Raw genomic sequence first — 12,123 nt, 5'->3', positions numbered from 1 at the left:
CCGCTGCGGATGGCATCCGCAGCGGAGATGTAGAACAGCCCAGTGAGGATGTGAGCGGCTGGCTCCGCGCACGGAGACGATTCGGCAGCAGTCGCTACGTGGCAGAGAGCGGCAAACACAGCGCGCATCTCGATTTGTTCGTTGCGGTACGGATCGTCCGGGACCATCTGCATGTAGGCATCCTGCGTTGTGCTGACCGTCGCCCATAGTGCTTCGAGACGTGCACCTCGCAGACCTGTCTTCTCTGCTCTGTCGGCACGCTCGTACGCCCGTTGGTAGGCCTGGATGGCACGGTCCCATTCGGGGTCGGGGGGCCCTGGTAGCGCGTCCGGACGAGGCGTGGGATGTGAGTCCGACAGCGGCAAGGGGAACCAGCCCTCGCGAGGAACGAACCGGAACCAGACCTTGATCTTCTCGACCGTGCTCGCCATGACGGGCATCATGCGTCGCCCGGGAACAGCACTTCCCACCGGGGCAGAGCTGGTAGATCAACGTTCGTCTGTCATCGGCCAAGCTCCACGGGACAAAATCAGTTGAAGCCGCCCTCAACCGGCGCCGTATCGTGGGCGAGAAAGGCCGTACGGGCGTTCGGGGGTTGGGTGCGGATCGAAGATCATGTCGCTTGGGAACGGGGCTTCCCGGTGAAGTACCTGCTGGTCCAACAGGACGACGAGGACCAGGAAGAGTTCTGGGGGCGGTGCGCGGGTGTCGAGGGCATGTTCGTGGACAAGGCGCCGCCACCGCGCGAGGTCCTGACACTGCGAGGATGCGCCCCCGAGGGACTGCTGCGCGATGCACTGATGCCGAACGGGGAGTCGACCGCCCTGCTGAGCGACGTATGCATCGAGGTCTGGGACGACGAGCAGCCGTTGCAGTGGTGGTCATTGCTCGACTGCGTCGTCATCACTCATCAACCGAACCGTGACGATCCTGCCCTGGTGGACATCGTAGTCGGAGCAGGCGTCGAAGAAGAGCACGCCTGGACGCACACCCTGCCGACGACACCGCAGTTCAAGCTGTTCGCGGGGGCCACCAGGTCGCTCGGCCCGGTCGGCCACTGCCTGGCCGTGGACGGACTGTTCGTGACGCGAGGTACCCCGGCACCCACGCCACTGAGACTCGTCGGCTGCGAGCCCGCCGAACCCCTGCTCGCCGTCCTGCGCCGGCCGCGCAAGTGGGACCGGGACTGGGTGGGGCTGTGGGCCCTGGACCGCACCGGCGGGGTGATCTACCGCCACAACGTGCACGTGCACATCGAGACCGCCCGGCCGTCGGTACTGGGCGGCAGCCTCCTCGATATCAAGTTCACCGACGGCGGGGACGACCGGCCTCCCCTATTGGCTCGCCCTATTTGGGAGACCTGGTACAGAGGTGTCCCGGACACTCGTAATCAGTGGGCGTCACTTTCCGCCGAGGGCAGGTCCGAGTGGCTCGACCTGGCCGCCACCGGCATGAGCGAGCAGGGCCCGGACCGTACGGGTGGCATCCACCACCTCGACGGCACGCACGTCACGGACACGCCTGGCCTGTACTGCGCCATGGCCGAGGCGCTCGCGGGCCCCGGCGGCTATTACGGCCGGGAATGGAACGCCTTCAAGGACTGCCTACACGGCGGCTTCGGTGTGAATGCGCCCTTCACTTTGATCTGGCACGACGCCGATGTCGCTCGCCGGGCGCTGGCGGATGACATCTGGGACATCGAGAGGGGACTCAGTTACTTCGAGGAGATCGTGGAACTCCTCGGATCCTTCGGCGTGACGGTCGTTCTCCAGTGACATGGACAGAAACATCGCAATGACCCGACGGGCACTCGGCGGTGAGCCTGCGCGCGGACAGTTTTCCGGGCGCGGCTCGAGTTGAAGGCAAGTTCGTGGCGGCGTTGCGGAGGTCGCACGTCAGGTGCTCGTGTCGCCCGTTCCAGCCCTGTACTGCATCCCCGGCTGTCAGTGCTACATGGCACTGTGCCGCCATGACGACAACGACAGAGCTAACCCTCTTCGCCGACTACTTCCAGATACACATTTCCGATGCGGACGCAGACGGTGATCTGAGCGATGCATGGACGGACCAGTCCGTTGCCGATCATCTTGCGGTTGCGCGAGACGCACTGGGCATTGGTACGACTGTCAACGTCAACGTGTCCGTCGCTGTCGCCGTCTTGGGGCAGGAACCGAGTGATGACAGTTCGGAATTCGATCACGTCGTTGAGGGCAGCCTCTGCGCGTCGCTCGGTCGCCTGACGGTTCTCGGCTGCACGGATTACGCTCCGGACGCGGCCATCTTCGAGGTCCCACCGGGCTGGAATCGCGTCCGAGTTTCCCGGAGCAATCTGGCGCGGGCAACGGAGGCCGACGCCGACTCTGACGAAAGTCCCGAAACCACCGAGAAGGTCCGTATTCAGGTGTGGCCAGCCTCAGAGCTTCCGGCCAAGGTGGTGAAACGGTGGGTGCAACCCGGAGAAGGGCACGACGCATAGGGCGTCAAGCGCTCGGACAGCACTCCTCGACTGGCCACTGCGTCAGCGCAAGGCGCGCAGCACCCGAGTACGCAGCGCGGCATCGGCGATGGTGTCTGCATTGCGCCAGGCCCGAACGCGCAGATTCGGCAGCGAGACGGCTGCTGGGCGCTGGCTGCGAGCTGCAGGACCGTCTGGGAGACCCGACCAAGATCTTCTCCCAGATTTCTCCCCAAATGATCTCCGGGAACGAGTCAAGGGCCTGATCCACTTATTGGATCAGGCCCCTGACATGGTGTTTAGCTGTCGGGGTGGCGGGCTTGGAACCCACGACCTCTTCGTCCCGAATGGGGTCCGGTCAAGATCGCGACCGGCCTGGATTCGGTTTGTGCAGGTCAGGGCGTTGGCGTGGGTTGGTTTCGCGTTGTCTCGCGGGGGCTTGGGGGAGTGAGTCGGCTCCCAAATGGCTCCCAGGGGACGTCCGCAGACGCTCACGTCCTGTGGCGCCTGCGAGCTGTCACGGCGATCAGGAGAAGCGCGATCACCGCGAGCGCCTGAAGCGACAGTGAGAACCAGGTGGGGTGCCCGAGGGAAAACAGCCGTGGCACAACGACACCCGCTGCTATCACGATCACGACTAGGGGGATGAGCAGCGGATCTCTGCGGCCGCACATCTGCCAGTACGCGGCCCCCGCGCAGAGGAACTCTGTGAGCCCCAGCGCGATCTGTAGGTAGGCCATCGATAAATTCCGTTCTTGTGATCTGGACCCATGGCGCGACGTCCCGGCCCGGGGGGCGAGCCGAGCCGACTCGCCCCCGGGTGCCGGTGATCGGCTAGGGCCTGTCTCCCCGATCAGCATCACGCGGCCGTACCGGCTCGAATTGCGACTGGTTGCGTTACGGGTTACTTTCGATACGCAACCGTAGCGTAGCGAAAGTAGGAGTCGGAGTGGCAAGCGCACCGAGTGACCCGCGGGCCCACGGCACGGACGGGTCGTCCGCGATGGGGCGGCCGCGTGACACCAGTCGCGGGCTGGCCATCCTGGAGGCGACGCTGTCGCTGCTCACTGAGGTGGGCTACGAGCAGCTGTCCATGGAGGCGGTCGCGGCGCGCTCCGGGTCGGCGAAGACGACGATCTACCGCCGTTACCGCGACAAGGCCGCGCTCGTCGCCGCAGCCGTCGAGCACCGCGCCCAGGCCACGCCTCCCGAACCTGCCTCGGACGATCTCCGGGAGAACCTGCTCGGGCTCGTCTCCTGGTTGGCCCGGCAGATCACAGAGCAGGAGATCGGCCTGCTCGGGGCCCTGTTCGCCGGGATGCGCAGCGACGCGCGGCTCGCGGAGGAGATGCGCCACATCCTGCGCCGCGACGAGGCCGCGATGACCGACGAGCCGCTGCGAAAGGCGATCCGGCACGGAGAACAGCTGGCCCCCAGGGCAGCTGAGCTCTTCGCCGAGGTCGCCCCGGCCGTGATCGTGCACCGCATCGTGATTGCGGGCGAGCCATGCGACGAACCGTTCGTCGTCCACCTCGTCGACGACGTCCTCCTGCCGCTCCTGCGCACCCACTGACCCCCTGCCCGCCGCACCCGTCGAACGCGCGCGGCGGCAACGAAAGGAACCCCTCATGATCGTCATCACCGGTGCGACCGGCGCGCTCAACGGCGCCACCGTCGAACACCTCCTCAAGCGCATGCCCCCCGAGAAGATCGGCGTCAGCGTCCGCGACCCTGCCAAGGCCCAGCACTTCGCCGACCGCGGGGTACGCGTACGCCGGGGCTCTTACGAGGACCCGGCCGCGCTGCGGTACTCCTTCGAGGATGCCGAGCAGGTCCTGCTCGTCTCCTCCAACGACCCGCACGCCGACGCCGTCGCCCTTCACCGCGTCGGCATCGACGCCGCCGTCGCAGCAGGCGCCCGCCGCATTCTCTACACCAGCCACCAGGGTGCCGGCGCGGACAGCCCCTTCCATCCGGCCCGCGACCACGCCGCCACCGAGCAGCTCATCGCCGACTCCGGCCTCGCCTGGACCGCGCTGCGCAACGGCTTCTACGCCCACAGCCTGGGCTGGCTGCTGGGCCCCTGGCAGCAGACCGGCACCGTCACCGCCCCGGCCGACGGGCCCGTCTCCTGGACCGACCGCGCCGACGCCGCCGAAGCCGCAGCGGTCATCCTCGCCGGGGACCGTGCCTTCGACGGCCCGGTCACGCTCACCGCCCGCCAGGCCGTGACGTTCGACGACGTCGCCTCCCTGGCCTCGAAGATCACCGGCCGCGACGTCGAGCGCGTCACGCTGGACGACGAGGAGTGGATCGCGGACAAGGTCGCCGCCGGCACCCCGGAAGCCATGGCCCAGATGACGCTCACCACCTTTAAGGCTGCCCGTGAAGGCCGCTTCGCCGGAGTCGACCCGCTGCTCGCCGAACTCCTCGGCCGCGAACCCCGGACCGTCGCCGACCAGCTTGCAGCGGACATCGACCCGGCCTGAACGAAGGAGCTGACGGCGTGCTCAGCAGGGGGGATCTCACCGATAACGAATGGACAGTGCTGAAGCCGCTGCTCCCCACAAGCAACGGCCGCTGCGGCCGATGGAGGGATCACCGGCAGGTGATCAACGGGATCATCCACCGGCTGGGCACCGGTTGCCAATGGCGTCAGTTGCCCGCCCGCTTCGGCCCGTGGCAGACCATCCACAAGCGCCACATGCTGTGGTCCGCCGACGGCACCTGGGAACGACTGCTCCAGCACGCCCAGGCCGTCGCCGACGCCGGAGGCGGCATCGACTGGAACATCAAAATCGACTCCACCTCCATCCGCGCCCACCAGCACACTGCCGGAGCCCCGACCAAGCCGCCGGCGCGAGCGTCAAAAAGGGGCACGCACAGACCGGCTCAATGCACGAAGCACTCGGGCGTTCGCGCGGCGGGTTCACTACCAAGATCCACCTGAGTGCAGACGGCAAGTGCCGGCCTCTCTCACTGCTCATCACGCCCGGACAGCGGGCGGACTGCACCCAATTCGAGGCCGTCATGGACAAGATCCGTGTTCCCCGCCTCGACCTGGGCCGGCCCCGGAGACTGCCGGACAGTGTCAGCGCCGACAGGGCATACAGCAACAGCCCGATCCGCACCTACCTCCGACGCCGCGGCATCCGGCACACCATCCCGGAGAAGTCCGATACCAAGTCCGCCCGATTACGGCGGGGTTCGCACGGCGGCCGACCACCCGGATTCGATGCAACCAGGTACAAGGCCCGGAACACCGTCGAGCGAGCGATCAACAAGATCAAACAGTTCAGAGGTGTCGCCACTCGCTACGACAAGCGCGGATACATCTACCTCGGCACGGTCACCGCCACCGCCCTCCTCATCTGGCTACGCTCATGATCGAGGAGACAGGCCCTAGTTGTAGTACTCGAAGTAGTCCCAGGGTCCGGTCTTGGTGAAGTAGCCGAAGAAGTCGACCCAGTACTTGATTCTGGGCTGTTCTGCGTACAGGTCCATGTGCCCCTTCTTCGTCTGCCACTTTCCACTGTGCCAACGTCCGTAGCGCGTGTAGCGGTAGCGCCACCAGGCACCGTCGACGTAGATCCCGACCATGAACATTCCCTGGAGGGTCTGGAGGAAGTTCCTGAGACGGGCGGGCATGGTGCTGTAGTCGGAGGCGTGCCACTTCGTCGTGTACGTGTGTCTCCCCTCCGAGGTCCACCGAGTGTCGCGGTGGCGGTTGCACTGGCTTCCCGTCCGACCGCCGCCGCAGACGATCATCGTGCCGTTCAGGTCGGTGTTGGTGACCGGGTTGGCGCCTGCGTAGTCGTAGGCATTGGCACTGCCGCCGGCGATGCGGTCGACGGAGAGGAAACGGCCAGCTGTGGGGTCGTAGAGCCGTATGCCCATGAGGGTGGCGCCGGTGACCGTTTCGGACGAGCGTTGTTTGCTGCCGAGCCAGCCGCGCTGGGTCGAAGTCTGGCTCGCATGGCGGCCGTTGTCACGGCGGTCATCGCCCTCCCCGACAGAGTCGCTCAATGTCCCACCCGCTGCGGGGGTCAGCGGCGTGCGCCCTCAGATGTGGTCCGCGATGTCGTTCGCCGCCACGTAACCGAATGTCATCGCCGGTCCGATCGTCGACCCCGCCCCCGCGTAGCTGTGCCCCATCACCGCCGCGCTCGCATTCCCCGCCGCGTACAAGCCGGGAATCACCGAGCCGTCCGCCCGAAGGGCGCGGGCGCGGGGGTCGGTGCGGATGCCACCCTTCGTACCCAGGTCGCCGGGCACGATTTTGAGGGCGTAGAAGGGGGCCAGCCAGAGTGGGGCCAGGCAGGAGTTGGGGAGGATGGATGGGTCCGTGTAGTAGTGGTCGTACGCGCTGTCGCCGCGGTGGAAGTCGGAGTCCTTGCCGTTCAGCGCCTGGTAGTTGAAGCGGTTGAGGGTGGCGCGGAGGGCGGCTGGCGGGACGCTGATCGAGGCGGCCAGGGCGTCCCAGGTCCATTCCTTGTGGGCAGTGCCCGAGGAGTACCAGGTGTCCGGGAAGGGCAGTGTCGGTGCCAGGTCCTTGAAGAGGTACCGGTCTCGGTAGTGCTGGTCGAAGATCAGCCAGGCCGGGATGTCCAGGGCGGTGCCGTTACGGTCGTACATCGTGTGTACGACATCGCTGTACGGGGCGGCCTCGTTGACGAACCGTGCGCCCGCCTGGTTGATCAGGAGTCCGCCGGGCAGCGTGCGTTCGGCCAAGCAGAAGTAGGGCTGGTCGGGGAGCGGGATTGCCGGACCCCACCATGCGTCGTCCATCAGGGCCAGGGATGCGCCGACGCGAATGCCCGCCTCAATGCCGTCCCCCGTGTTCTCTTTCGCGCCCACCGTCCAGGACGTGCCTATGGGCTGGCGCTGGTACTGCGCTCGCATCGCAGCATTGTGCTCGAAGCCGCCCGAGCCGATCACCACGCCGTGGCGGGCGCGGACCAGGCCGGGCGCGCCGGCTTGGGACACGATGACCCCGGTCACCGTGCCGTTCTCGACCCGAAGGTCCGTGAGCGGGGTGTTCAGCCACACGGGGACCTGCACGGACAACAGACCCGCCCGAAGGCCCGCCGCCAGTGACTGGCCCATGGTCAGGGGCTTCTGGCCGAGTGCGGCCGCCTTCGTGCCGCGCGCCAGGCATTGGGTCGCCACCGCCAGGCCCTTGGCGCTGACGGCCGACAGCGTCAGCCATTTGTAGTCGGCGGAGAACACGACCATGCCCGACGGGACCGTCATGTAGGAGGGGTTCAGGCGGGCCAGTTCCGCGCCCAGGATATTGCCGTCCAGCTGGTCGGGCTCTATCGAGCGGCCGTTCGGCAGGCCGCCGGGGAGCTCGGGGTAGTAGTCGCTGTAGCCCTCCATCCAGCGGAAACGCAGCGGGCTGTTCGCCACCACGAAGGACAGCATCTGGGGGCCGTTGGCGAGGAAGGCCTGCTGGCGGTCCGCCGCCACATCGCTGCCGACCACCGCGGCCAGGTACGTCGCTGCCTTCGCAGGGGTGTCGGGGACACCTGCGGCCTGCAGGACCGCGTTGTTCGGGATCCAGATCCCGGCCCCCGAGCGCGCCGCCGAGCCTCCGAAGGTGGGCGCCTTCTCGATCACCACGACCGACAGGCCCCGCTTGGCCGCCGTCAGCGCCGCCGTCATTCCAGCGGCTCCGGCACCGGCCACCACTACATCGTACTCGCCGAGGGTGGGCGGGTCGGCGGCCTTCGCGACACCACCTCCCAGGTTCAGCGCCAGCCCGGCGCCCGCGGCGGTTCCCAGAACCTGGCGGCGGGACGGGCCTTGCGTCCGAGTGTCTCTCGCGGGATCCGTGGTTGCGGTCATGGCGCACTCCAGCCTGACGACGAGGAAGACGAGCAAGGTGAGGGAGCGAAGCTGATGTGGCGTCAGGAATGTCGCGCGAGGATCTTGTGAAGTAAAGGGAGAACAGGACGCCAAGAGAGGACGTCCGGGCCAGCTGCCGTTCGGTCAGCCCGCACCCAACGCCCGTTCCAGGTTCCAGCGGTGTTCTGCTGGACGCAGGCCAGGGAGACCTCGGGGCCGGGGCGAACACCTCGTCCGGGTCGAGCTTCTGCGCCTGGATCAGGGCGCCGGTACCTGCGTTGAGGATCCGCGCGGGTATCGGCGCCGCGTACGTCACAAAAGGCGACGGAATCACAATTCGCGGTATCGACCCCTTCGCCGATTACCTTCACGGAGCTCAGCACGCGCAGCGCGGCCGGCCGCAGCGCCCACTGTCCGTCCTCGGCGTCCTGGTCCTCGATGACGTCGGAGGCGAACTCCTCGAGGACGGCCTTGCGGTGGCCGGGGGAGTGCTCGCCGCACAACCAGTCGGCCCACACCCGCTCGGGCGGGTGGAAGCGCCGCGGATCGTCCTGCCACAACTGCTCCGCGACGCCGGGGACGCCGGCGGCCATGGCCTCGGCCTCGCTGACCCGGCTGTGGAAGGTAAGGACCTTTCGCAGCCCTTCTTGGGCGGCCGCGGTCAGTACTCCGGTCTGCAGGGCGGCCAGGCGCGCCCCGCGCACCGTGTCCGATCCGGGGCCGGCGTACTGCTGCGCGACGTGGAGCTCGGGGTCAGCGATGTCGACGCACACCACTTGATACGGCGCGACCAGCCCCCTGCTGATGCACTCGGAGAGGCTCAACTTGAACGCGACGGGCCCGAACAGCGGGGAGTCGGGGTCCATGCTCGCGATCAGCCGCGGCTCCCTGCGACCAGCACCCCTGCCTTCGGCGGCTTCCCAGATCCGGGCTGTGGCGGTCATGTACAGCCGCCGGGTCGCCGGGATCTTGGCCTGGTCGTGGACGGCCGCCCACGGCTTCCCCGCATCCCCGCTGGTGCGGTGCGCCTCGTCCACGACCATCAGGTCCCACACCCCCAGCCCTGCGGTGTGCGCGTGCTGGAGGATGCCGAGCCCGACTGCGGCGTACGTCGCGAACACCGTCACCCGCTCCAGCCCCTGCGCCCAGCTCTCCAGTTCCTCGGGGCCGGTCGTGTACGGGATCCCGTCGGACTCCTCCGCGCGCAGCGAGCACACCCCCACCATCGCCCCGCTGCGCCCGCCCTCGCGCCAGGCGGCCGCGGTCTGCAGCAGCAGGTCCAGGGTCGGCACCAGGACCAGCACCCGCCGTGCGGCCAGCTTCTGCGCCGCCCCGACGGCGATCAGGGTCTTGCCCGAGCCGGTCGCGGCGATGACCTGCGTACGCAGCCCCTGGGCCGGCATGAGCCCGCCGGCGGGGGCCTGCAGGGCGCGCATCACGGCGTCAACGGCCTCCACCTGGTGCGGGAACAGCTCCTTCACCGGCATGGGGTACTCCTCGCTCTCTGGCGCGACTGCGTCTGGAAGGTCAGTTGTTGGCGGCGGTTTGGATGCGCCCGCGTCGCCAGGCGCGGTGCGGGCCGCCGCGGGCTCCGGATTTGTAGCCGTCGGGCGGCAGGAGGTGGGGGAGCGCGCCCTGGGCGAGGGCGCTGGTGAAGCTGGCGGCGTTCTTGTACCCGAGCAGGGGAGCTGCCTCGCCCGCGGTGAGGAGATCGTTGGGGCTCTCGTGCGCTTCGGTCGGCGGGGGGGTACGTACGGTGCGGGTCTTGGGCTCGGTGTTGCCTTTCCCCGGACGGGTGGCGGCCCAGTTCGTGATGGTGCTCCGGCGCCACCAGGTCGTGTTCGGCCGGCCGGGCCGGGGTGGGGCGGCGGGGAGCGTGCCGGTGACGTCGGGCTCGGGGAAGTAGCCGGGGCGGTCTTTGAGGTAGGCGTGGATCGTGGTGACCCGCTTGTATTTGAGGATCCTGGCCACCTCCGCGGTGGAGAGGAGCTCGTCCGGGTCCTGGCCCTCGCCCAGCAGGCCGTCGCTGCCGGCGGGGTGGGCGGTGCGCTGGGCGAACCAGTCGGCGACCGCGGTGCGTTCCCAGATCTGCTTGCGGCCGTCGAGGTGGTCGACGGCGGGGAATCCGGTGCGCTCGCGGTCGCGGAGCCACTCGCTCAGCCGCGAGCGGGAGGCCCCGAACTCTGCGACGATCTGCGCCGCATCCACGTACGGCGTCGGGACGGGTGGCGGCGCTGCAGTCATCTGGTCCTCCGCGTCGTGGATAAGGGGTCGCGTACGGACCCTGACATGAGATTCGATAATAGAAAATAACTAAGGCGGACGCAACCCTCAACCCACCCCCAGGAGCCGGAGTTGGGGGAGCGGACCCGCCCAGCCCCTGTGCACGCACCACATCGTGCTGACGAGCGGCAGGTGAGTACGCGTGCTCATACGTCGGGCCCCGCCTCACTGGAGAGTGGGTGCTGGGGGTGTGGGAATGAAGAAGACCGCGGAGAACAGACGTCTCACCAGGCGTCGCAGGAAGGGCACTCGGGCTGGCAGTCTGATCCTCGCTCTCGCCCTTCTGGGGCTGACCGCTGCCTGTTCGCACGAGCCACCGGCGAAGGAGCTGCGCGCGCAGGCCACATCCCCTTCCACTCAGTCCCGCCGAACGCTGGAGGAGCAGACGCTCCGCGCCCAGATCGAGCACCTGACCGCGGTCAAGGGACTCGTACACGTCCTCACCCGCTTACAGGACTACTGCGCCCGGCCCTACACCGGCTCAATCTTCGAGAGCAACTCCCCCCGGAACTCCCTCGAGTGCACGATCCGGGCCAGCGTCTACTTCGGCGTCCAAGGCGACATCGCCGATGTCCTCCCACGCATCCGCGCGGCCAACCCCGCAACATGGGGACCGCAGGACGACAAGGGCCACGATGCGCCGTACGCGGCCGGCACGGTGCGCTACGCGGTCCAGTACCAGCACCGTCACGGCAAGTACCCCGACGGCACTCTCATGCCCGGACCAGCGCTCGATGCCGGCAAGCTCCAGATCGACTGGGACCGGCCGAACATGCCGCTGCAGAACCGCGTGCAGGAGCCCGACCCCTGCCCGAGGCTGTTCCCCGACGAGATCTACGAGCGCTGCACGATCGCACCGAAGATCCCGTTGGGCGTGGCGGCGGCACGCAACCAGTACGGCACCGTCTTGGTCTTCACCGCCTCCGTGGACGACTACTTCACCGTGCCCCGCCACCGCTGACGCCTGTTCGTCATCGGACCGGTCGCGATCGGAGTGTGTTAGTCACGGGGGAGTAGCGTCGTCAGCATCGAAGGACAAGGGAGATGACATGCGGATTGTCGATACCGAGGTCTTCTCTTGCGCCGTGTGCGGCGCCCAGTTGTCCACGCTGGTGCGCGAGGTGCATCCGCCGGCGGAGGGCGAGACCTGGACGCCGCTCGACTCTCCCGTGGACCCCTGCCCGCCCCGGATGGTGGCAGGCACCTTCGCCCGTGATCCGCAGCCGGGACGCATCACCTGGGGCGCACCCCCCAAGGGCTTCGGAATGTCCCGGGCAGGGCACGGGCCAGGGGTGGACCTGCTGTTGAGCCCAGGCGACCTGGTCGGTACCACGAAGATCCTGAGCCGCTGGGGCGGCTGCTGCGGGCCAGCCGGGCACGAAGGACCGAATCTGGCCTGCACGGGGTGTGGGGCGGAGGTAGGGCTGTGGATCGGTGACTGCTACACCTGGCTAGAGGTCGTCCTCAACGGACGCCTGGTCCGCCGTTCCTCGCCGACGTGAGCGCGCGCCTCACCGTGAGCCCGCCATGGAATGTGC

12 protein-coding genes and 1 pseudogene are annotated in these 12,123 nt (G+C 68.0%); 7 read left to right on the top strand and 6 right to left on the bottom strand.

Going from position 1 to position 12,123, the window contains the following annotated elements:
- Positions 1–431 (bottom strand): annotated as a pseudogene (locus J0695_RS34215) (hypothetical protein); the annotation flags it as partial.
- 210 nt (positions 432–641) lie between these two features.
- Here J0695_RS34215 and J0695_RS34210 point away from each other — a divergent pair.
- Positions 642–1,775, top strand: a complete 1,134-nt coding sequence (locus J0695_RS34210) for a barstar family protein (RefSeq protein WP_206968661.1) — start codon at positions 642–644, stop codon at positions 1,773–1,775.
- Positions 1,776–1,969: 194 nt separating this feature from the next.
- On the top strand, positions 1,970–2,476 hold the full coding sequence (locus tag J0695_RS34205) for a hypothetical protein (RefSeq protein WP_206968660.1): 507 nt from the start codon (positions 1,970–1,972) through the stop codon (positions 2,474–2,476).
- 470 nt (positions 2,477–2,946) lie between these two features.
- Here the strand turns inward: J0695_RS34205 and J0695_RS34200 are convergent, their stop codons facing one another.
- On the bottom strand, positions 2,947–3,195 hold the full coding sequence (locus J0695_RS34200; RefSeq protein WP_206968659.1) for a hypothetical protein: 249 nt from the start codon (positions 3,193–3,195) through the stop codon (positions 2,947–2,949).
- Positions 3,196–3,404: 209 nt separating this feature from the next.
- Between J0695_RS34200 and J0695_RS34195 the strand changes: the two genes are divergently transcribed.
- The 3 genes from J0695_RS34195 to J0695_RS34185 all read left to right on the top strand — a co-directional run bounded on the left by J0695_RS34195 (position 3,405) and on the right by J0695_RS34185 (position 5,842).
- Positions 3,405–4,028, top strand: coding sequence for a TetR/AcrR family transcriptional regulator (locus tag J0695_RS34195; protein ID WP_307798860.1), 624 nt, complete (start codon positions 3,405–3,407; stop codon positions 4,026–4,028).
- A gap of 55 nt (positions 4,029–4,083) precedes the next feature.
- Positions 4,084–4,944 (top strand): SDR family oxidoreductase, encoded by an 861-nt coding sequence (locus J0695_RS34190; RefSeq protein ID WP_206968658.1) that lies wholly within the window; start codon positions 4,084–4,086, stop codon positions 4,942–4,944.
- 17 nt (positions 4,945–4,961) lie between these two features.
- A protein-coding gene (locus tag J0695_RS34185) for an IS5 family transposase (protein ID WP_372445868.1) occupies positions 4,962–5,842 on the top strand; the annotation gives its coding sequence in 2 pieces (ribosomal slippage) (positions 4,962–5,352 and positions 5,352–5,842; 882 coding nt in all).
- 15 nt (positions 5,843–5,857) lie between these two features.
- On the opposite strand, the gene J0695_RS34180 is transcribed toward J0695_RS34185, so the two are convergent.
- The 4 genes from J0695_RS34180 to J0695_RS34165 form a co-directional block, all read right to left on the bottom strand.
- On the bottom strand, positions 5,858–6,481 hold the full coding sequence (locus J0695_RS34180; protein WP_242553554.1) for an RHS repeat-associated core domain-containing protein: 624 nt from the start codon (positions 6,479–6,481) through the stop codon (positions 5,858–5,860).
- Positions 6,482–6,517: 36 nt separating this feature from the next.
- Positions 6,518–8,302, bottom strand: a complete 1,785-nt coding sequence (gene kstD / locus J0695_RS34175; protein ID WP_206968657.1) for a 3-oxosteroid 1-dehydrogenase — start codon at positions 8,300–8,302, stop codon at positions 6,518–6,520.
- A gap of 62 nt (positions 8,303–8,364) precedes the next feature.
- Positions 8,365–9,789, bottom strand: coding sequence for a DEAD/DEAH box helicase family protein (locus J0695_RS34170; RefSeq protein WP_206968656.1), 1,425 nt, complete (start codon positions 9,787–9,789; stop codon positions 8,365–8,367).
- 40 nt (positions 9,790–9,829) lie between these two features.
- Positions 9,830–10,546 carry a helix-turn-helix transcriptional regulator gene (locus tag J0695_RS34165; RefSeq protein ID WP_206968655.1) on the bottom strand — a complete coding sequence of 239 codons (717 nt, stop codon included), beginning with the start codon at positions 10,544–10,546 and terminating at the stop codon, positions 9,830–9,832.
- Positions 10,547–10,781: 235 nt separating this feature from the next.
- Here J0695_RS34165 and J0695_RS34160 point away from each other — a divergent pair, with 235 nt between their 5' ends.
- The gene (locus J0695_RS34160) at positions 10,782–11,546 is read left to right on the top strand and encodes a hypothetical protein (RefSeq protein WP_206968654.1); all 765 of its coding nucleotides are present in this window, start codon (positions 10,782–10,784) and stop codon (positions 11,544–11,546) included.
- Positions 11,547–11,634: 88 nt separating this feature from the next.
- Positions 11,635–12,087, top strand: a complete 453-nt coding sequence (locus tag J0695_RS34155) for a hypothetical protein (protein WP_206968653.1) — start codon at positions 11,635–11,637, stop codon at positions 12,085–12,087.
- Positions 12,088–12,123: the final 36 nt, after the last annotated feature.

The sequence above is a fragment of the Streptomyces beijiangensis genome (genome assembly GCF_017315755.1).
Classification (GTDB): Bacteria; Actinomycetota; Actinomycetes; order Streptomycetales; family Streptomycetaceae; genus Streptomyces; species Streptomyces beijiangensis.
Note: the sequence above shows the minus strand (reverse complement) of the source record. Positions and strands in the feature narration are given on the sequence as shown.

Coding starts and splice junctions, on each gene's coding strand:
- J0695_RS34160 (WP_206968654.1), top strand. CDS start 10,782: ATGAAGAAGACCGCGGAGAACAGACGTCTCACCAGGCGTCGCAGGAAG.
- kstD (WP_206968657.1), bottom strand. CDS start 8,302: ATGACCGCAACCACGGATCCCGCGAGAGACACTCGGACGCAAGGCCCG.
- J0695_RS34190 (WP_206968658.1), top strand. CDS start 4,084: ATGATCGTCATCACCGGTGCGACCGGCGCGCTCAACGGCGCCACCGTC.
- J0695_RS34200 (WP_206968659.1), bottom strand. CDS start 3,195: ATGGCCTACCTACAGATCGCGCTGGGGCTCACAGAGTTCCTCTGCGCG.
- J0695_RS34155 (WP_206968653.1), top strand. CDS start 11,635: ATGCGGATTGTCGATACCGAGGTCTTCTCTTGCGCCGTGTGCGGCGCC.
- J0695_RS34165 (WP_206968655.1), bottom strand. CDS start 10,546: ATGACTGCAGCGCCGCCACCCGTCCCGACGCCGTACGTGGATGCGGCG.
- J0695_RS34205 (WP_206968660.1), top strand. CDS start 1,970: ATGACGACAACGACAGAGCTAACCCTCTTCGCCGACTACTTCCAGATA.
- J0695_RS34170 (WP_206968656.1), bottom strand. CDS start 9,789: ATGCCGGTGAAGGAGCTGTTCCCGCACCAGGTGGAGGCCGTTGACGCC.